The 19903-nt window shown below is 72.4% G+C and carries 19 protein-coding genes; 8 read left to right on the top strand and 11 right to left on the bottom strand.

Annotation, left to right across the window (positions count from 1 at the left end; translation table 11 throughout):
• A partial coding sequence (locus ACXAHD_RS16115; RefSeq protein ID WP_475051468.1) for a hypothetical protein occupies positions 1 to 387 on the top strand: 387 nt, incomplete at its 5' end.
• A 175-nt stretch (positions 388 to 562) separates the two neighbouring features.
• Entirely contained in the window at positions 563 to 2383 is a 1821-nt protein-coding gene (locus ACXAHD_RS16110; protein ID WP_475051465.1) for a dynamin family protein, read from the top strand.
• 4 nt (positions 2384 to 2387) lie between these two features.
• On the opposite strand, the gene ACXAHD_RS16105 is transcribed toward ACXAHD_RS16110, so the two are convergent.
• From ACXAHD_RS16105 to ACXAHD_RS16095, 3 genes are all read right to left on the bottom strand, one after another.
• Positions 2388 to 3110, bottom strand: a complete 723-nt coding sequence (locus ACXAHD_RS16105; protein WP_281552954.1) for a hypothetical protein — start codon at positions 3108 to 3110, stop codon at positions 2388 to 2390.
• Positions 3111 to 3185: 75 nt separating this feature from the next.
• Positions 3186 to 4088: an ABC transporter permease gene (locus ACXAHD_RS16100; protein ID WP_282232446.1), complete on the bottom strand. Its 903-nt coding sequence runs from the start codon at positions 4086 to 4088 to the stop codon at positions 3186 to 3188.
• Complete coding sequence (locus ACXAHD_RS16095) at positions 4088 to 6955, bottom strand: alpha/beta fold hydrolase (RefSeq protein WP_289212078.1); 2868 nt, start codon at positions 6953 to 6955, stop codon at positions 4088 to 4090. Before ACXAHD_RS16095 ends, ACXAHD_RS16100 begins: the two co-directional genes overlap by 1 nt.
• 75 nt (positions 6956 to 7030) lie before the next feature.
• Between ACXAHD_RS16095 and ACXAHD_RS16090 the strand changes: the two genes are divergently transcribed.
• A complete protein-coding gene (locus ACXAHD_RS16090; protein WP_475051461.1) occupies positions 7031 to 9271 on the top strand; it encodes an AAA family ATPase in 2241 nt (746 codons plus the stop codon).
• Positions 9272 to 9341: 70 nt separating this feature from the next.
• Here ACXAHD_RS16090 and ACXAHD_RS16085 read toward each other — a convergent pair whose 3' ends face one another.
• Complete coding sequence (locus ACXAHD_RS16085; RefSeq protein WP_281555819.1) at positions 9342 to 9863, bottom strand: GNAT family N-acetyltransferase; 522 nt, start codon at positions 9861 to 9863, stop codon at positions 9342 to 9344.
• 203 nt (positions 9864 to 10066) lie between these two features.
• A complete protein-coding gene (locus ACXAHD_RS16080) occupies positions 10067 to 10942 on the bottom strand; it encodes a protein phosphatase 2C domain-containing protein (RefSeq protein ID WP_281555818.1) in 876 nt (291 codons plus the stop codon).
• Positions 10943 to 11094: 152 nt separating this feature from the next.
• On the opposite strand from ACXAHD_RS16080, the gene ACXAHD_RS16075 reads away from it, so the two are divergent.
• Positions 11095 to 11307 carry a hypothetical protein gene (locus ACXAHD_RS16075; protein WP_281552950.1) on the top strand — a complete coding sequence of 71 codons (213 nt, stop codon included), beginning with the start codon at positions 11095 to 11097 and terminating at the stop codon, positions 11305 to 11307.
• Between the two features lie 59 nt (positions 11308 to 11366).
• Here ACXAHD_RS16075 and ACXAHD_RS16070 read toward each other — a convergent pair whose 3' ends face one another.
• From ACXAHD_RS16070 to ACXAHD_RS16055, 4 genes are all read right to left on the bottom strand, one after another.
• Positions 11367 to 11849: a DUF3263 domain-containing protein gene (locus ACXAHD_RS16070; RefSeq protein ID WP_281552949.1), complete on the bottom strand. Its 483-nt coding sequence runs from the start codon at positions 11847 to 11849 to the stop codon at positions 11367 to 11369.
• Between the two features lie 95 nt (positions 11850 to 11944).
• Complete coding sequence (locus ACXAHD_RS16065; protein WP_281552948.1) at positions 11945 to 12955, bottom strand: ABC transporter permease; 1011 nt, start codon at positions 12953 to 12955, stop codon at positions 11945 to 11947.
• Positions 12952 to 13980: an ABC transporter ATP-binding protein gene (locus tag ACXAHD_RS16060; protein ID WP_281552947.1), complete on the bottom strand. Its 1029-nt coding sequence runs from the start codon at positions 13978 to 13980 to the stop codon at positions 12952 to 12954. The genes ACXAHD_RS16065 and ACXAHD_RS16060 overlap by 4 nt, the downstream gene beginning before the upstream one ends.
• A 60-nt stretch (positions 13981 to 14040) precedes the next feature.
• Entirely contained in the window at positions 14041 to 14826 is a 786-nt protein-coding gene (locus ACXAHD_RS16055) for a DeoR/GlpR family DNA-binding transcription regulator (RefSeq protein ID WP_281552946.1), read from the bottom strand.
• 251 nt (positions 14827 to 15077) lie between these two features.
• Between ACXAHD_RS16055 and ACXAHD_RS16050 the strand changes: the two genes are divergently transcribed.
• From ACXAHD_RS16050 to nagA, 3 genes are read left to right on the top strand one after another with little or no spacing between them, the layout of a single operon-like run.
• The gene (locus ACXAHD_RS16050) at positions 15078 to 16010 is read left to right on the top strand and encodes an SIS domain-containing protein (protein WP_289212076.1); all 933 of its coding nucleotides are present in this window, start codon (positions 15078 to 15080) and stop codon (positions 16008 to 16010) included.
• A complete protein-coding gene (locus tag ACXAHD_RS16045) occupies positions 16007 to 17029 on the top strand; it encodes an ROK family protein (RefSeq protein WP_289212075.1) in 1023 nt (340 codons plus the stop codon). Before ACXAHD_RS16050 ends, ACXAHD_RS16045 begins: the two co-directional genes overlap by 4 nt.
• Positions 17026 to 18174 carry an N-acetylglucosamine-6-phosphate deacetylase gene (nagA, locus tag ACXAHD_RS16040; RefSeq protein ID WP_475051455.1) on the top strand — a complete coding sequence of 383 codons (1149 nt, stop codon included), beginning with the start codon at positions 17026 to 17028 and terminating at the stop codon, positions 18172 to 18174. The genes ACXAHD_RS16045 and nagA overlap by 4 nt, the downstream gene beginning before the upstream one ends.
• Positions 18175 to 18181: 7 nt before the next feature.
• On the opposite strand, the gene ACXAHD_RS16035 is transcribed toward nagA, so the two are convergent.
• Both ACXAHD_RS16035 and ACXAHD_RS16030 read right to left on the bottom strand, forming a co-directional pair.
• Positions 18182 to 18439 carry a hypothetical protein gene (locus ACXAHD_RS16035; RefSeq protein ID WP_281552942.1) on the bottom strand — a complete coding sequence of 86 codons (258 nt, stop codon included), beginning with the start codon at positions 18437 to 18439 and terminating at the stop codon, positions 18182 to 18184.
• A 20-nt stretch (positions 18440 to 18459) separates the two neighbouring features.
• Entirely contained in the window at positions 18460 to 18669 is a 210-nt protein-coding gene (locus ACXAHD_RS16030) for a hypothetical protein (protein WP_475051452.1), read from the bottom strand.
• 473 nt (positions 18670 to 19142) lie between these two features.
• On the opposite strand from ACXAHD_RS16030, the gene ACXAHD_RS16025 reads away from it, so the two are divergent.
• On the top strand, positions 19143 to 19901 hold the full coding sequence (locus ACXAHD_RS16025) for an XRE family transcriptional regulator (protein ID WP_289212073.1): 759 nt from the start codon (positions 19143 to 19145) through the stop codon (positions 19899 to 19901).
• The last annotated feature ends 2 nt before the right edge of the window (positions 19902 to 19903 follow it).

Raw genomic sequence — 19903 nt, 5'->3', positions numbered from 1 at the left:
GGCGGGGCCGGCGGCACCGCGACCGGTGGCAGCGGTGCCGGTGGCGCCGGCACCGGCGGCAACGCCAGCGGCGGCGACGGCGGCGCGCTGGGGCCGATCAACATCAACTTCGGGGGCGGCAGCCAGCAGAACACCACCGACTCGAGGATCGAGGACTCGTCGCTGGCCTCCGGGGGCGACTCGGCCAGCACCCAGGACTCGTTCAACGACCAGTCCACCAACGACTCGTTCAACGACCAGTCGACCGACAACTCGGTGAACACCGACGACTCGTTCAACCAGGAGGACTCCTTCAACACGGAGGACTCGTTCACCACCGACGACTCGTTCAACAACAACAGCACCGCCGAGGCGGACACCACTGCGGACCCGACCCTCGGGGCGTGACCGGACAACCACAGAGCGGACCGGACGTCGCACGGCGTCCGGCCCGGTGAGCGCCAACATGGCGTGGCAGGTCCGGCCGGGGCCTGCCACGCCATGTTGGCGCTCGCACGTTTCCCCGCTGACCACCGCCTGCTGATCACCGCCTGCCGACACCAACCTCGATCGAGGAGCGACGTTGACCGCGAAAACGACACCCCCTGACGCTGACGGCACGCTGCAACGGGCGACACAGATCGTCGATCTCGCGGTACGCGCCTGCGAGGCGTACGACCGCCCCGACCTCGGTGGTCGGCTGGCCACCATCCGGCACACCCTGTCCGACCCGGTGGTGCACGTCGTGGTAGTCGGCGAGTTCAAACAGGGCAAGAGCTCACTGGTCAACGCGCTGGTCGGGACGAAGATCTGCCCGGTCGACGACGACGTGGCCACCGTCCTGCCGACCTACATCCGGCACGGACCGCAGCCGTCGGCGCAGCTGCTGTTCAGCGACGACCCCGCGCGGCGGGAGCCGCTGCCCATCGACCAGGTGCAGGATGTGGTGCTGGAACGGGCCACCGGCGACGCCACCCCACCCGGGATCGCCGGGGTGGAGGTCCGGCTGCCGCGCAACATCCTGTCGAACGGCCTCGTCATGGTCGACACCCCGGGAGTCGGCGGTCTGGGCTCGGTCCACGCTGCAGCCAGCCTGTCCGCCGCCTCAATGGCCGACGCGCTGCTGTTCGTCACCGACGCCGCCCAGGAGTTGACCCGCAGCGAGCTGGACTTTCTGCGGCAGGCCCACGAGGTGTGCCCGACGGTGGTGTGCGTGATCACCAAGACGGACTTCTATCCACACTGGCGGAAGATCCGGGACCTGGACGAGGGCCACCTGCGCCGCGAAGTCGAAATGCCGATCATCCCGGTGTCGTCCGCGCTGCGGCTGCGGGCAGTCGCCGGCAACGACAAGGAACTCAACGCCGAGTCCGGGTTCCCGGATCTGGTCAAGTTCGTGACGCAGCGGGTCGCCGGCGGAGCGGGGGAACAGGGCGAAACAAAAGCAACCACGCCGGTTCTTGGCATCTGCGAGCAAATAGAGAAACAATTCAAGGCCGAGCACGCCGCGCTCGCCGACCCGGAGGCCGCCGCCACGGTGGTGGCCGAGCTCAACGCGGTGAAGCAGCGGGTCGAGTCACTCAAGGCGGCTGCGGCGAAGTGGCAACAGACGCTGAGCGACGGGATCTCCGACCTCAACGCCGACGTCGACTACGACCTGCGCGGCCGGCTCCGGCGCATCCTCGAAGAGGCCGACGCCGCGATCGAGGAGATCGACCCCGCTGACGCCTGGGACGAGACCGAACGCTGGTTGCAGGCCAGGGTGTCCAACGAACTGCTGGCCAACTACATGATGCTGCGTGACCGGGCGATGAGCCTCAGCGACGACGTGGCCCTGCACTTCCAGGAGGCCGCCGGCGAGGTGCTACACCACGTCGCGATCCCCGACCCGGTCCCGTTGGTCGGCACCGCACAGGTGGACCACAAGATCGAGCTGGCCAAGATGAAGCTGGGCAAGCAGGCGATGGTGGCGCTCAAGAGCGCCTACGGCGGCGCGCTCATGTTCGTCATGCTCGGCTCGTTGACCGGGATCGCGCTCGGCCCGATCGGCATCGGAATCGGGCTGGTGATGGGCCGCAAGGGCCTGCGCGAGGAGAAGAAGCGGCAACGCGTCAACCGGCAGAACCAGGCGAAGAACGCCGTCCGGCGGTACTGCGACGAGGTCAGTTTCGTGATGACCAAGGACTCCCGGGACACCCTGCGCCGGATTCAGCGCCAGCTCCGCGACCACTACAGCGCGCTGGCCGAGGAGCTGTCCCGATCGAACGCCAAGGCGCTGTCCGCAGCGTCGGAAGCGGCCCAGCGCACCAAGGCCGAGCGGGAGAGCCGGCTCCGCGATCTAAACGCTGAGCTGGACCGGCTGCGTCAGCTGCGCGAACACGCCACCGCGATCGTCGGCGCCTGACCGGTCAGCCGGCCCCGAGGTCGTCGATCTCCGCGGCACCGTCCACCCCGGCGGTGCCCTCGGAGATTGGCGGCATCGCCCACGGGTCACCCGACGGTAGCGGACCGTCCAGGAGATCCGCCGCGTCCGGTTGGCTGTCGTGGCTGGCCGGTTCGGCGTCGTCCCCGGTCGGGCCGGCCGGGGACGGGTCGACCGTTGCCGACTCACGATCGTCAACGGTCGGGCCGTCGCCGCGACCGAACGCCGCGTCGATCTCGGGGCCGGCCGCGAAACCCGGGTCGTCGAACCCGGCTGGGGTGTCGAACCTGGCTGGGGTGTCGAACCCGGGGGTGTCGAAACCGGCGGGGTCGTCGAACCCCGGACCGTCCGGCGGCACGGCGTCGAACCCCGGACCGTCCAGATCCAGCCGGTCGAACGCCGGATCATCCGGCGTCGGAGCGTCGAACGCCGGGGCGGGAGCCGTGGCGAGCAGGTCGAGCGGCGAGGCCAGATCGTCCGGTACGGTGCCGTCGCCGCTGACCTGGCTGTGCGCCGTGACGAACGGGGCCAGATGTTCGGCCACCTCAGCCGGGGCGGTGTCCGCGAAGCTGACCACTGCCTGTGCCAGCAACTCCGGGGAAAGGTCCGCGTAGCCGTTGGCATCGAGCACGGCAGCGACGTCGCTGTGGGCTGCGGCGTCGCCGGGCAGCCCAGCGAAGATCTCATGCAGGGATCGCGCCGGTGCCATGTAACCACTGTAAGAAGAGCACCACCCGGACCGGCAAGGGGGACATCCCCGCCCCGCCCCCTAACCCTGCCACGGTCAGGACGTGACGTCCTTGCGGGTGAACCGCCAGAACGCCAACGACAGGAAGACCGTGGCGTACGCCAACGCCGACACGCAGCCGCGTACCACGTCGTCGGTCTGCATCGGGGTCGACAGCAGCCCCAGCCAGGCGGTGCTGAAATGGGTCGGCAGGAAGTCCCGCAGCACGCCCAGCGCGGTGATCTGGTCCAGGATGCTGGACAGGATCCACAGCAGCACCGCGCCGCCGACCGCGCCGAGCGCCGCGTCGGTCGACACCGACAGCAGGAACGCCAGCGACGCCACGATCAGCAGCACCACCGCCAGGTAGCCGAGGATGCCGAGCAGCCGCAGCGTGCCCTCCCCGGCCGGGATCTCGGCAGCCACCGTCGAACGCAGCGGCGACCAGCCGTACCGCAGGGTGCCGACCAGCAGCGCGGTCGCGGCAAGGACCAGGATCGACAACCCGGAGTACGCCAACGCGGCGACCAGCTTCACCGCCAGCAGCCGGCCCCGGGGCACCGGCACGGCCAGCAGATAGCGCAGGCTCCCCCAGCTCGCCTCGCTGGCCACCGTGTCGCCACAGAACAACGCCACCGCCACCACCAGCAGGAACGTCGACGACACGAAGATGGTGAACAGGGCGAAGTTCAACCCGCCGGTGGTGGCCAGCTCGACCAGGCTGGCGAACTCGCCGCCGCCGTTGTCGTCGTCACCGTCGTCGAACTCGAAGGCGATCAGCACGATCAACGGCAGCAGCACCATGAAGCCCAGGGTCAGCTGGGTGCGACGGCGGGCCGCCTGACGGCGTACCTCGGCCCAGAACGGCAAGGTGGCGCGGGCCCGGTAGCCGGCGGCGGCGCCGGACAGGTCCGCCGGCCGGTCCGGCTGTCGCACGCCCGGTGATTCGACGGTAGCCATCAGCGGTCCCCGCTTCCCCGTGAGTTCTCGCCGACCAGGGCCAGGAAGGCGTCCTCCAGCCGGCGGCGGGGCACCACCCGGTCCACCGCCACCCCGGCCCGGACCAGCTCCGCGACCACCTCGCTGCGCGACGTGCCATCGACGTCGACGATCAGCCCGCCGTTGTCGGCGGCGACGGTACGCACCCCGGCCAGCCGCTTCAGCACCGCTTCGGCGGCGGTCACGTCCGAGACGTCGAACTGCACGCTCGGCGAATCCCCGACGATGTCGTCCACCGGCCCGGCGGCCACGATCCGGCCCTTGTTGACCACCACCGCGTGGGTACAGGTCTGCTCGACCTCGGCCAGCAGATGGCTGGAGACCAGCACCGCCCGCCCGCCGGTGGCGTACCGCCTGAGCACCCGGCGCATCTCGGCGATCTGCGGTGGGTCCAGCCCGTCGGTCGGTTCGTCGAGCACCAGCAGCTCCGGCAGCCCGAGCATGGCCTGGGCGATGGCCAGCCGCTGACGCATCCCATGGCTGTAGTTGCGGATCCTGCGGTGGACCGAATCTCCCAGCCCGGCGATCGCCAGGGCCTCGTCGAAGTGCGCATCGGCCGCCGGGCGTCCGGTGGCCCGCCAGTACGCCCGCAGGTTGTCGATGCCGGACAGGTGCGGCAGGAACCCGGGCCCCTCGACGAGGGACCCGATCCGGGACAGCACCGGCGCGCCGGGCACCAGCCGGTGGCCGAAGACCAGGATCTCACCACGGGTCGGCTGGGTCAGCCCCATCAGCACCCGCAGGGTGGTGGTCTTGCCGGCACCGTTCGGCCCGAGCAGGCCGACGACCTGGCCGCGTTCGACGGTGAAGTCGACCCGCTCGACCGCGACGAACCCGTCGGCGTACTCCTTGCGCAGATCCCGCACCACCAGCGGGGTCTGCGCGTGCGCGGCGTCGACGGTGTGGTCGGTGCGCCGCTGCCGCAGCCGCACCACGGCGAGGACCACGACCAGTCCGACGACGATCGCGGCGACCAGCCCGGCGAGCACCCAGCGCCACAGCGCTGCCGAGGTCGCGATCGGCTCACCGGCCACCTGCGGCAGGACGACCGGCGCGCCGTCGGTGCCCCCGGCCGCGGTGCCGTCGCCGAGGGCGACCGTGTAGACGGTCGGCTCGACCGGGGTGGCGTACCCCTGGTCCGAGGTGGCGACCACGATCCGCAGCCGGTTGCCGGCCTCGAACCGGTGCACGATCGCCGGCAGGGTCACCTCGACCGGTTGCGCCTGCGCGATGTCCGCCGGCAGGCCGGTCAGCCGGACCGGCGCGACCAGCCCACCGGGCAGGCTCATCGCGCCGTCCGGGTCGACGTCGTACAGCTTGACGAACAGCACCGCCTCGCCGGTCGGCGACGCGGCCCGGACCGTCACCGTCGGCGCGCCGACCACGTCGGCCGGGTCGGCCAACGGCGCCGAGTCGAAGTGTCCGTGCTGGCCGGGCAGCTCACTGACCAAGCCGCCGGCGACGCCACCGAGCGCACCGGCCAGCCCGCCGGCCATCGGCAGCGAGGAGACCGCCGCCGGGTTACCGGCCGGCGGGTTGACGATCGGCTGCGGCGGACCGCCGACGGTCACCGTCGTCGTTGCCGTGCCGGCGGTGCCGGGGTAGTCGGTGACCCGGTAGCCGGTGGCGACCAGTCCCCGGTCCATCGCGTCGAAGCCGGCGATCCGCGACCAGGTGAAGCTGCCGCCCGGAGCCTCGCCGTCCCCGGCGACGTGGTGGTCCAGCCACTGCGCGGTGAGGAACTTGACCCGGTCCTGGTCGGTCAGCGGACCGCTGCCGCCGTCATGACCGCCCGTGAACCAGGCGACCCGCACCGGGGTGCCGTTCGCGGCGATGCCCCGGGCGTTCGCGTCGGCCTGGGCCAGCGGGAACAGCGTGTCCGCCGTGCCCTGGATCAGCAGCGTCGGCGCGGTGATCCGGTCCAGCACCCGGGCCGGGCTGGACCGCTGCAGCAGTGCCACCGCCGCCGGGTCCCCCCGGCCGGTGGTGGCGATCCGCAGGTACGCGGCGCACACGTCAGCGGCGAACCTCCCGCACTGCGGATCAAGCCCACCCAGATCCGCCGGCATCCCCGGCCCGCCGACGCCGGTCGGTGCCCCCGGGCCAGCCGGGTCGGCCGGCATCCCCGGCCCGCCGACGGGAGCCCCGGCGCTGCCGAAGAACAGTCCGGCCCAGCCCTTCTTGAACACCCCGTCGACCGGGTCACCGCCGGTCGACTCCGGCAGGAACGCACCGGCCAGGTCGTTCCAGGTGATCATCGGCACGATCGCGTCGACCCGGTCGTCGGCAGCGGCCAGCAGCAGCGCCAACGCGCCGCCGTACGAGCCGCCCACCACCCCGACCTGCGGGTCGCCGTCGGCGTCGGTGCGTACCTCGGGGCGCTGCGCCAGCCAGTCGAGCAGCCGGGCGGCGTCGCGCACCTCATGGTCGGGGCTGTTCAGGTGAATCTGTCCGCCGCTGGCCCCGAACCCGCGCGCCGAGTACGCCAGCACCGCGTACCCGAGGGTGGCCAGTTCCTCGGCGTCGGCGGCCACCGACTGCTTGGAACCGCCGAAGCCGTGGGCGAGCAGCACCGCAGGCACCGGATCGGCCGCCGAGGCCGTCTCCGGCAAATAGAACGTGGTGTCCAGATCGACCGGCTGGTCACCGTCCGGGCCGGAGCGGACCGTGAGCCGCTGCTCGGTCACCGCGTACGGCACCGACTCGGGCCAGACCGCCCAGGTGACCACGCCGGCGACCAGGACGAGCGCGAGCAGCCCGCCGCTCAGCCGCCGCTGGTTCGACCCGGGCAGGACCCGACGCAGCCGCGTGGACAAGGGAGTCGGCATGTGCCACACGGTACGGCCACCGCCCGCCGGCCAGCTGTGAACCCTCTCAGCCGCGGCGGTGGATAGGCTCGGCGGGTGGCCGACCCCGAACTGACCTTGTCCGCGAGCCTGCGGCCCGCCGCGTTGGACGCCCGCAGGGGCATCGTCCGACTGCACCCGGAGGTGCTGGCCGCGCTCGGCGTCACCGCCGGCACGCCGGTGCGGCTGACCGGGCGACGCAGCACCGCCGGGGTCGCGGCCCGCGCCGAGGCCGGCGCCAGCCGCGCTCTGCTGTACGCCGACGACCTGACCCTGGGCAACCTCGGTGTCCGCGACGGCGGTCAGGTGACCGTGGCCCCGGCGCCCGAGGTCGCCGCCCGCCGGCTGACCCTGGAGGGACCGGTCGAGATCGTCGCGGTGGTCAGCCCGGAGATGCTGCGGCTGGCCCTGCTCGGCAAGGTGGTCACCGCCGGTGATGACGTGTCGCTGCTGCCGCAGGACGTCTTCTCCGACTCGGCGCACCGTGGCCTGATGGAGGCGGCCCGGCGCAGTCTGGCCAACGTCGTCGGGTACGCCTGGACCAGCACCCTGCTGACGGTCGCCGACGCCGAGCCGGCCGGCCCGGCCGGGACCGGGGACCCGGTGCTGGTCACGATGGACACCGTGGTGGCCTGGCGGCACGGGCCGGCCACCCACGGGTCGTCCGGGGAGGAGGTCCGCCCGGCCGGGCCGGTGTCGCCGGCACCGGCACCGGACTTCGTCGACGAGCCGGCACCCAACCTGGACGACCTGCCCGGCCTGCGGGCCCAGGCACACGAGTTGACCGAGCTGCTCGACCTCGGCTTCCACCATCGGGAGGTGCTGGACCGGCTGGGCACCACGGTCTCGCTCGGCGTACTGCTCAGCGGACCGGCCGGGTCCGGCAAGTCGGCGCTGGTCCGTGCGGTCGCCGCCGACCTGGACGCCCGGGTGGAGACGCTCTGGGCGCCGGAGCTCGCCGCGTCGACCAACGACACGCCGGCGCAGCGGCTGCGGCGGGCCGCCGAGTCGGTACGCCGTGGCGACGCCGCAGTGCTGCTGATCACCGACGTGGACGCGATCGCGCCCCGCGACGAGCCGGGTCCGTTGTCGACCGTGTTCCGGCAGGTGCTGGCCGAGACGGTGGCCGCCGGCGCGGCGGTGGTCTGCACCACCAGCCACCCGGAGGCGCTGGACCCCGGGCTGCGCGGCCCGGACCTGCTCGCCGTGCAGGTCGCGGTGCCGCTGCCGGACGCCGCGATGCGTCGGGAACAGTTGGCCGTGCTGACCCGGGGCATGCCGCTGGAGGACGACGTCCGGCTCGACGACGTCGCCGCGCGTACCCCCGGGTTCGTCGCCGCCGACCTGGCTGCGCTGGCCCGCGAAGCCGGGGTACGGGCGGCGCTGCGGCAGAAGTCGGCGGAGACGCCGATGGTGGCCGCCGCCGACTTCGAGGCCGCGCTGGAGGTGGTCCGCCCCACCTCGATGGCGACGTCCACGCTGGAGCTGGCGCGGGTGACGCTGGACGACGTCGGCGACATGGCCGAGGTCAAGCAGATGCTGACCGAGTCGGTGCTCTGGCCGTTGACCTACCCGGACACCTTCGCCCGGTTGGGCGTGCAGCCGCCACGCGGGGTGCTGCTCTACGGTCCGCCGGGCTGCGGCAAGACGTTCCTGGTGACCGCGTTGGCCGGCACCGGCAAGGCGAACGTGCTGTCGGTCAAGGGCGCCGAGCTGCTGTCGAAGTGGGTCGGGGAGAGCGAACGGGCGGTCCGCGAACTGTTCCGCCGGGCCCGCGAGGCAGCGCCGACCCTGGTGTTCCTGGACGAGGTGGACGCCCTGGCCCCGGTGCGCGGGCAGGCGTCCGACGGCGGCACCACCGACCGGGTGGTCGCCGCGCTGCTCACCGAACTGGACGGGGTCGAGGCGCTGCGCAACGTCGTGGTGATCGGTGCGACGAATCGGCCGGACCTGGTCGACCCGGCCCTGCTGCGGCCGGGCCGGCTGGAGCGGTTGGTGTACGTACCGCCGCCGGACGGTGCCGCGCGCACCGAGATCCTCAAGGCGGCGGCGAAGTCGGTGCCGCTCGCCGACGATGTGGACCTGACCGAGCTCGCCGCGTCGTTGGACGGGTTCTCGGCGGCGGACTGCGCCGCACTGGTCCGCGAGTCGGCCCTGGCCGCGATGCGGGAGTCGTTGGAGGCGTCATCGGTGACCGCCGCGCACGTCGCGGCGGCCCGGAACCGGATCCGGCCGTCGCTGGACCCGGCGCAGGTGGCCTGGCTGGCCGCGTACGCCGAACAGCAGTCCGCCCGGTAGGGGCGCGTCGCGCCCCTGAAGTGCCGTTGCGCGCCAGACGCGCCGGCATACCCGGATCAGCGCGCCCGGATCAGCCGGCCAGGTCGGTGGTGAACGCCTCGTCCAGCCAGAACCGGGCGTGCACCTGGCCCTGCTCGACCCCGATGATCGCGCCGCACCGCCGCAGCAGGTTGATCGCCGACCGGTTGGCCGGTGTGGTCCGGGCGATGACCAGGTGGGCACCGAGCCGGACCGCTTCGTCCAGCACCGCGCGTAGCGCGGCGGAGCCGACCCCCCGCCCACGGGCGGACCGGCCGAGCCAGATGCCGGTCTCCACGACGGAAGGGGTGTCGAGCCGGCTGAGCCGGATGCCGCCGACCACGTCCCCGCCGACGGTGACCGCGTAGACGATGGTGCCGGCGGGCCCGAACTGCCCGCCGCCGAAGTGGGACCGGTAGAACGTGCGGAAGGCGTCCCGGCGGGCGGCGGTCCAACCGGCCGGGCCGGGCACCGGCGGCATCACCTCACCCGGCTCGGCCTCGGCCACGGCGGCAGAGAGCAACGGCTCCAACAGGTCGTCGCTCATCGGGGTCAACCGCACGTCGTGCCGCACGGCGGTAGTCTCCCAGGCCGGTGCCGACTCCGCCTTACTCATTCCGCACCTCCCGTCTACCCAGCTACCGGCCCCTGAGCGGGATAGTTGCTCAGTACCGGCGCTTCCCAAACCGCCTCGGTGACACCGGTCACCCGCGGGCCGGCGACCCGGATCCCGCCCGTCAGCTGTTGTCCCAGGTCAGTACGCATCGACGGGCCGGATCACCCGGTATCGAACAAACAAAATATCGCCGTGGCGTCGTCGTGCCGCTTGTGACCAATCGACCGATCCGGCTCGGCGGTCTCGGCCGTCCGTACCTGGCGGATCAACTCGGCTGGCCCGGCCTCGGCGAGCAGGTCCATGAGCTGCGGCCAGCTGTACCGCCCGAACCGTTCGACGGCCCGGGTCGCCCCGTCGCTGAGCAGCGCCGCCCGGGTGATCCGGCCCGGTCCGGTCAGTGGCAGGGTGCCGCAGAGCGCCCGGTCGGCCGCGGCCGGGTCGGCGGCGGCCACCCAGTAGCCGTCCGGCTGGTTCATCCACTGCCGCTGCCACCGTACGGCCCGGTGGTAGCGGTGCCGTGGGTCGTCGGTGGCCGGCGGATCGTGCTGTCCGCGCAGTCTGTCCATGGTGTCGGCCAACCGGTTGTCGGACACCACGCCGACCTGCCCGGCCGCCTCGAACACCAGTGGACTGTCGCACAGCACCAGGTAGTCCAGGTGTCCACCGGAGCGGCGCAGCAGGCACACGGTGGCCGACGGGGTTCCCGGGTGGTCCACGTCGCAGCTGGCCGCGTGGTCGTCGCGGACCGCCCGGATGGCCTCGGCGAGCAGCCCGGCCAGCGGGGCGGCCGGCGTAGCGGCGCTGGCCAACCCGAGCCGGGCGGCGAGCCGGCGTACGTACCAGGCCGGCCCGTGGCTGCAGCCGGTGTCGAAGCCGGCGGGAGCGGTGGCACCGTCCAGCACTCCGACCAGGTCTCCGTACTGCAGGATATGGTCCTCGTTGTCCGATTGTCCGGGCGCGGCGACCGAGCAGGCGTCCACCCGCATCGTCGGCAGGTCGGCCGGCGGGGCCGACGACCGGCTCGTCACCGCCGGCATCGGAGTCGGCCGGGAATCACCCTGAGCATCTCTCACCAACTCTCAGAATCCGGTCCGTCACCGACGGTAGCTTGACCGGTAGGTGGGTGTCGAGGATCGCGAGCCGCGCGGCGCACGTGACAGCGGCGCCCGGGACTCAGGGGGGACCACAGATGTTGCGTCAACTGCACGAAAAGGGCCTGCGGGCCGAACACATGTACGTTGCCGGCATCGTCAGCATCGGGATCTCGCTGACCAGCTGGATACTCTCCAAGCGGTTCGAGGCGGCGGGCGTCGACCGGGCCGACCGGTGGGGCATCTTCGTCGGCGAATGGGCACCGACGTTCATCGCGCTCGGCAACGGGCTCAAGATGTACGAGAAGTGACTGGCCCGCGCAGACGGGCCGACGGCCGATCCCGACCGGTCCGCCACCGGCGGACCGGCTCAGCCGCGCCGGGCCCGCGACCTGGCCGCCCGCAGCCGGCGGAGCCGGGCCACCAGCACCGGTTCGACGGCCAGCGCGACCGGGTTGTCCAGTAACTGGTTGAGCAGCTGGTAGTAGCGGGTGGCGGAGAGACCAAAGGTGTCCCGGATCGACTGTTCCTTGGCACCGGCGTGTTTCCACCACTGCCGTTCGAAATCGAGAACCCGCTGCTCACGCTCGGTCAGCCCGGTCGCGGCCGGCCCGGCTGCAGGCGTACCGCTGACGGTGCCCGCACCGCCCGGTCCGGTGCCGGCGTCGGACCCATCGGCGTTGCGGCCGGCGTCGTCGAGCGGCTCGGTGCCGGCGTCGTCGAGCGGCTCGGTGCCGGCGTCGTCGGAGCCCCGGGAACCGCCCGGCTCGCTGCGTTGCCGGGGAACGCCGGCCGTCGTCCGGGGGACCGGCCCGGCGCCGGGTCCGGTCCGGGGTTCGTCAGCAGCCGGCACCTCACCAGGGTAATCGCCGACCCCACGGGTACGCATCCGCCGGTTTGCGCCGTTGCGGTGTGTCGGCGACGACGCCGTCAGCTGGCCCAGCCGACTCAGCTGACGTCGCGCCGGCGCACCGTCCACGCCGCGACAACCAACACCAACAGCACCACCGCCGCCATCAGCACGCCGGTGTGCAGCCAGGTCAGCTCCGTGGTCGGCGGTACGCAGCCGGGCTGCCCGTCGCACGCCTGCCAGCTGGTCAGCTCGATCGACGAGTCCATCCAGGCGATCCAGTACACCGGCAGCACCCACGCCTCGGTGAAGGTGGCGTCGGTCACGTCGGCGAGGAAACTCAACGCGGACTGGCCCAGCACCAGTACGGCGAGGACGCCGCCGAGCGCCAACGCGGTGTGCCGGCCGATCGCGGCCAGCCCGAAGCCGACCGTGGCCGCCGCGACGACCAGCACCACCACCCGTAGCTCAGTCAACGCGACGGACCGCCAGGCACCGGCGGTCATCTCGGCGGTCGAACCGCGCCACACGGCGGTCGCCCAGTGCGCCGCCGTCCACATCAGCACGGCGGGCACGGTCACCGCCAGTACGCCGGTCAGCAGCGCGGCCAGCTTGGTGAACAGGACACGGAGCCGGCGTGGCCGCCACAGCAGCAGGTTCATCATCGCGCCGGAGGTCCACTCGGCACCGATGAACGACGCCCCGGCTGCGAAGAAGACCAGGGTGGACAGGGTCGCGAAGACGTACAGGGTGGCTGGAAAATCGCTGTGGTAGATGAACGTCGCCGGCAGGTACGGCTCGGCCGGGTACATGTCCCGGGTCGGTGCCACGATATCGGCGCAGTTCGGTGGAAACCGGTTCGTATCGGCGGCGCCGCTGCTCTGGCTGCGCTCGCATTCGGCTCGCCACTGCTCGGCCCATTCGACCCCGGCCCGGTACTCGGCCGCGGCGGTGCGCTCGGCTTCGGCGTACGCCGCCGGGCCGATCTTCTGGTTGCCGAGGAACGTCCCGACGGCGATCGCGACCAGCAGCAGCAGCGCGGCGGCCACCAGGTAGCGGACGAAGCGCCGTTTGCCGAGGCGGCGCAGCTCGGCCCGGTACAGATTCATCGCCCGGCTCCCGTCTGGTCGGCGTCGGCCGTCAGGTCGGCCTCGGTGCGGTCGGCCTCGGTGCGGTCGGCCTCGGTGCGGTCGGCCTCGGTGCGGTCGGCCTCGGAGGTCAGCTGAAGGAAGACACTTTCCAGGTCGGCGGTGACCGGGGTCAGCTCGCTGACGTACAGGCCGGCGGCGGCGAGAGTACGGGTGACTCGGGCCGGCTGGTCGACCCCGTGCACCAGCAGGTGATCGGCGTGCCGGGTGACAGTGACCGGTGAGCCGTCAACGGCGCTCAGGGCCGTCTCGGCGGCCGGCAGGTCGGCGGCAGCCTCCAGGCGTACCCGCAGACCGCCGGCGGAGTGCGCGGCCAGCACCTCGGCGACCGGTCCGGCGGTGACCCGGCGGCCCCGCGAGATGATCGTCACCGAGTCGCAGATCACCTGGATCTCGCCGAGAATGTGGCTGGACAGCACCACGGTGGTGCCGGCGGCGACCAGGTCACGCATCAGGGTGCGCATCTCCCGGATCCCGGCCGGGTCCAGGCCGTTGGCCGGCTCGTCGAGGATCAGCAGTGCCGGTTCCTTGAGCAGCGCCGACGCGACGGCCAGCCGTTGACGCATGCCGAGCGAGTAGGTGCGGACCCGCTCGCCGGCCCGGTCGGCGAGGCCGACGAGGTCCAGCACCGCCGGCACCCGGTGCGGCGCCAAGCCGCCGGCCTGAGCGAGCAGCGACAGCGTGTCCCGGGCGGTGAAGTGCGGGAAAAACTGTGGACTCTCCACGATGGCGCCGACCCGGCCGATCACCGCCGGCAGCTGCTGCGGGACCGGCTGGCCGAGGATCGCCATCCGGCCGCCGCTCGGCGCGACCAGGCCGAGCAGGGTACGCAGTGTGGTGGTCTTGCCGGATCCGTTCGGGCCCAGGAAGCCGTGCACCTGGCCGGCCTCGACCCGCATGTCGAAGCCGTCGACGGCATGCCGGATCCCACGTCGACGGCTGCGGTAGGTCTTACGCAGCCCGGAGATCTCCAGTACGGCCGTCATCCGCCACCTCCGCCGCGCGCCCGCCGTCGAAACCCGGACACACCATACGGGACCGACCGCTCAGGCGGTGACCACCGTCACGCCGAGTTCACGGAAGGCGGCGACCGTGCCGGGCTCGGCGCCGGAGTCGGTGATCAGGGTCTCCACCCGGTCGATCGGGCAGATCCGGGCGAAGGCGTGTCCGCCCAGCTTCGACCCGTCGGCGATGATCACCACCCGTTTGGCGCGGGCCACCATCAGCGCGTTCATCGACGCCTCGCCCTCGTGGTGGGCGGCGGCCCCGAGCTGCGGGTCGATCGCGTCGACACCGAGCAGCGCGACGTCCAGGGTGACCTCCCGCAGCAGCGCGCCGCCGAGCGGTCCGACCAGTTCGAACGACTGCGGTCGGACCACGCCGCCGGCGACGACGATCTTCATCCGGGAACGGACCAGCAGCTCGTTGGCGATGTTCAGCGCGTTGGTGACCACGGTCAGTTGGGCGCCGTCCGCGCTGGTGTTCAGATCCGGGCGTACGGCGAGCGCGCGGGCCACCTCGGTGGTGGTGGTGCCGCCGTTGAGCCCGACGACCATGCCGGGTTCGACGAGTGCGGCGGCGGCCGCGCCGATGCGCTGCTTCTCCGCCGAGTGCTTGGCAGTCTTGTAGCGCAGCGGCAGGTCGTAGGAGACGCCGTTGGCGACCGCCCCGCCCCGGGTGCGGGTGATCATCTGTTGCTGGGCGAGCTGGTCGAAGTCGCGGCGAATGGTGGCCTGGGAGACGTCGAGGCGGGTGGCGGCGTCCTCGACGGTGATCCGGCCGCTGTCGGTGAGCAGTTCCAGCAGAGCGTTCCAGCGTGCGTACCGATCCATGCCGCCCCTTCCCACGCTTCGCTGCTACCGCGCCTCGCTGCTTACCACGCCTCGCTGCGCAGATCGTGACCAGTTTGCTGCACACTAATGCGCGAAACGCCCGCCAGGCAAAACCTCTGGCTGCGCGATCGGGCATCACCCCAGCCCGGTTGTTGCCACCCGGTCACGAGAACGCGCACAATGACGCGCGAAAAGGTGCCAGTTCGAGCCCGAACGAGCACCGCTGCTTGTCGTCAGCGAGGAGTGTCGCGATGAGCTACGTCGACGCCGAGATCGCCAGCCAGCCGGAGTGCTGGCGCCGGGCGGCCGCACAGGCCGCCGACACCCCCGCCCGGGCGCTGCCCCGCACCGGCGAGCGGGTCGCCGTGGTCGGCTGCGGCACCTCCTGGTTCATGGCGATGGCGTACGCCGGGCTGCGGGAACGCGCCGGCCACGGTGAGACCGACGCCTTCCAGGCCTCCGAGTTCCCCACCGGCCGACACTACGACCGGATCATCGCGATCAGCCGCTCCGGCACCACCACCGAGATCACCGACCTGCTCGCCGCCGTCGACGACCCGCAGCGCACCACGGTCCTCGTCGGCGACCCCGGCTCCCCCGCCGCCCAGCTCGCCGGCCACGTCGTCGCCCTGCCGTACGCCGACGAGCGGTCCGTGGTGCAGACCCGCTTCGCCACCAGCGTGCTGGCGCTGCTGCGGGCCCACCTCGGCGCGGACGTGGCGGCGATCGCCGCCGACGCCGAGGTCGCCGTCCGGGCCCGGCTGCCGATCGACCCGGCACTGATCGACCAGGCCACCTTCCTCGGCCGGGGCTGGACCGTCGGCCTGGCCCACGAGGCGGCGCTGAAGTGCCGCGAGGCCGCCGTCTTCTGGTCCGAGGCGTACCCGGCGATGGACTACCGGCACGGGCCGATCGCGATCGCCGGGCCGGGCCGGATGGTGTGGGCGTTCGGCGAGATCCCCGACCACCTGGCCGACGACGTGGCGGCGACGGGCGCGGCGTTCGTGCACAGCCGGACCAACGGCGTGTACGCCGTCCTCGACCGGTGGGCCGCCGGACGCCGGCCGCTCGACCCGATGGCCGACCTGATCCTCGCCCAACGGTTCGCGGTGGCCCTCGCAGCCAGCCGTGGGCTCGACCCGGACAACCCGCGCCACCTGACCCGGTCGGTCGTGCTGACGTGACGCTGCCCGGCGGAGCCGGCCCGACACCGCCCGGACCGTCCGACGAGGTCGTCATTGCGTTGGACGTCGGCGGCACCGGCATCAAGAGCGCCCTGGTCGGGCTGACCGACCGGGCGGTACGGCACACCGAGCGGCGACCGACCGCGGCGGCCCGGGGGCCGGCCGCCGTCGTCGACACCATCTGCGACCTCGCCGGGCAGCTCGCCGACGCCGCCCGCGCCGACGGGCTCACCCCGGTCGCGGTCGGCGTCGCCGTACCCGGGGTCGTCGACGAGTCGGCCGGCGTCGCGGTCTGGTCGGCCAACGTCGGCTTCCGCGACGTACCGCTGCGTGACCTGGTGGCCGCCCGGGTCGGGCTGCCGACGGCGCTCGGCCACGACGTACGGGCCGGCGGGGTCGCCGAGGCCCGGATCGGCGCCGGGCAGGGCAGCCGGCACGTGCTGTTCGTGGCGGTCGGCACCGGCATCGCGGCCGCCGCCGTCGTCGACGGCACCGGCTACCCCGGCGCGCACGGCGCGGCCGGCGAACTCGGTCATGTGGTGGTCCGCCCCGACGGGCCGACCTGCGGCTGCCGGCAGACCGGCTGCCTGGAGGCGGTCGCGTCGGCGGCGGCGATCACCCGCCGGTACGCCGACCAGGCCGGCCGCCGCACCGGCGGCGCCGCCGAAGTGGCCCGGCTGGCCGCCGCCGGCGACCCGACCGCCGGCCGGATCTGGGCCGACGCGGTCGACGCGCTCGCCGACGGCCTGCTGATCGGCCAGGCGATGTTCGACCCCGAGCTGGTGGTGCTGGGCGGCGGGCTCGCCGAGGCCGGCGACCAACTGCTCGCCCCGCTGGACGCCGCCGTCCGCCGCCGGGCCACCTTCCACCGGCTGCCCCGGCTGGTCCGGGCCGCGCTCGGCGACGAGGCCGGCTGCCTCGGTGCCGCGCTGCTCGCGTCGGACCTGGTCGCGTCGGACCTGGTCGCGTCGGACCTGGTCGAGCGGGCCGCCGAGCCGGCTGAGCGGGCCGCCCGATGAGGATCGAGGGCCGGCTGGTCACCCCCGACGGGGTACGCGAGCACGGCCGCCTGGCCGTCGACGGCGACACGATCACCGAGGTGGCGACGACCGACGGCGGCCCGGCCGGGGTGCACGCGTCGGCATCGGCATCGGCATCGGCATCGGCATCGGCATCGGGCTGGATCGTGCCGGGCTTCGTCGACATCCACAACCATGGCGGCGGCGGACACACCTTCACCACCGGCGACCCCGACTCGGCCCGCCGGGCCGCCGCCTTCCACCTGGCCCACGGCACCACCAGCCTGCTGGCCAGCCTGGTCAGCTCGCCAGTCGAGCTGATGCGCGACGCCGTCACCCGGTACGCCCCGCTGGTCGCCGACGGCACCCTCGCCGGGCTGCACTTCGAGGGCCCCTACCTGTCGGTCGTGCGGTGCGGGGCGCAGAACCCGGCGTACCTGCGCGACCCGGAGCCGGACGAACTGGCCGGGCTGCTCGACCTCGGCGACGGCGTGATCCGGATGGTCACCGTGGCCCCGGAACGGACCGGCGCGCTGGCCGCGATCGCCCGGCTGGTCGACGCCGGGGTGGTCGCCGCGATCGGCCACACCGACGCCGGCTACGACCAGACCCGGGCGGCGATCGACGCCGGCGCCACCGCCGGTACGCACCTGTTCAACGGGATGCGCCCGCCGCACCACCGCGAACCCGGCCCGGTGTTCGCCCTGCTCGGCGACGACCGCGTCACCTGTGAACTGATCGCCGACGGGGTGCACCTGCACGACGGCACCCTCACCTTCGCCACGTCGGTCGGCGGCCCCGGTCGGACCGCGCTGGTCACCGACGCGATGGCCGCCGCCGGCATGCCCGACGGCGCGTACGAACTCGGCGGGCAGGCGGTGACGGTGTCCGACTCCGTGGCCCGGTTGGCCCGCGACGGGTCGATCGCCGGCAGCACGCTGACCATGGACGCGGCGCTGCGCCGGGCGGTCGCCGCCGGCATCGACATCGTCGACGCCGTACGGATGGCGGCCACCACCCCGGCGGCGACGGTCGGCCTGGCCGGCACGGTCGGCGCACTCGCCCCCGGGCACCGGGCCGACTTGGTCGAGCTCGACGACGACCTGCGGGTACGCCGGGTGATGCGCGCCGGCGTCTGGCAGTGAGCCACGGTCACCGGCTGGTCAGAATGCTGGCGGGCGGCAGTCGATAGCCGACTTGCTGGCCGTAGGTCATCAGGGGGCGCAGGGTCGGCAGCAGGGTGGTGGTCTCCGAACGCCAGTGGTGTCCACGGTTACCGTCGAGTCGGCGGTGCCGGGCGGATGTCGTCTGCCGCAGCCGTAGGGCGCGCAGTCGCAGGGACGCCGTGGACCGGCCGGAGCGCCAGTCGAGCCAGCGCAGCCACCAGTCCCGTAGTACGTCGATGATCACTTCTTCTCCTTGGTCAACAGTCAGGTCGCGGCACGTTTGGGCAGTCGGTAGAGTCCGTGACGCTGGACGAAGATCTCGCGCCGTTCCATGGCGTTGCCGTGGCGGTCCAGCACGTAGCCGGTGAGCCAGATCCAGCCGTCGTACGTCCACTTCCGGTCCACCGCGATCACCCGGAATCGGATGCCGCGGTCGTCGGCGAACTGGACGCTCGCCTCCCGCCCGATCAGCAACACATCTCCTGGGCTCGGTTCCGGGGTCCGGAGCAGCCGGTTGTTCACCGGGTCACCCGTCGCCACATGGCCTTTCCACGCCGTCGGCGCCTCGCTCCATCGGCCAGGTGGCGCATCCGCAGCTGGGGCACCATCTGGACTTCACTCGGAACGACCACAGCCCCGCGCAGAAGCCGAGCAGCGCCGCCCCGACGAACGCGCCGACGCCTAGCATCGAGACTTCCAGATGGGTTGGGTTGGCGTGAGGATCATGACCACCTCGTCTTCTCGTAGGTGTCGATCCACTCAGGTTCGCGCCGAGGACCGAGTGAGCACGGACCTCCTGTCCAACGCGCAACCCTTGCGGACGACTGCTCGCTGACGAGGTCCACTCTCGCCGGAGGGGAAGCCACGGCGTCACAACGCACTTTGCACGTCTAGGGACGTCCTGGTTAGGATAAAGTCGTCCCTCGAAGGGTTGCGAAGGGGTAGTCATGGCGAACGACCGTCTACGGGAAGCCGTCCTGAACGCCGGCCTGACACCGCTGAGTTTGGCTGAACGTGTCGGAGTCAGCCCCAAGACGGCCGAGCGGTGGATAACGCAGAACCGTGTCCCCTACCCACGACACCGACACGCCATCGCCGGCCTGCTGAAAGAGCGTGAGTCGTACCTCTGGCCCAACGCCGCATCACCCGAGCGCGTCGCACGGGTGGCGGAATCCGAGGTCGTGCACGTCTACTCCCGCCGGTCCGCCGTGCCGTACGACCTGTGGCGGCGACTGATCGAGCAGTCCAGCGAACGAATCGGCATTCTCGTCTACGCCGGCCTGTTCCTACCGGAACTGGTGCCTACCCTGATCCGAGACCTCAAAGAAAGGGCGCTAGCCGGTGTCGACGTCCGACTACTCCTCGGCAACCCGGAGTCGGAGGCCGTGGCCCAGCGAGGAGCCGAGGAGGGGATCGGCGACGCAATAGCGGGCAAGGTGCGCAACGTGATGGCCTTCTACAATCAGCTCCAGGACGTGCCAGGTGTACATGCCCGGTTCCACAGCACGACCCTCTACAACTCGATCTACCGGTTTGACAACGAGATGCTTGTCAACACGCACGCCTACGGGTTCCCCGCCGCACATGCCCCGGTCTTCCACCTCCGGCGACTCTCCGGAGGCGACCTGTTCGACACCTACGCCGACAGCTTCGACCGCGTCTGGTCCAGCGCCGCACCGATCTGGCCCCCGCAAGTGGCAGGCTAGGA

It is taken from the genome of Micromonospora sp. ABR4_055, assembly GCF_056160425.1.
The sequence above is the reverse complement of the archived record's forward strand: the minus strand, read 5'-3'. Positions and strand labels throughout refer to the sequence as shown.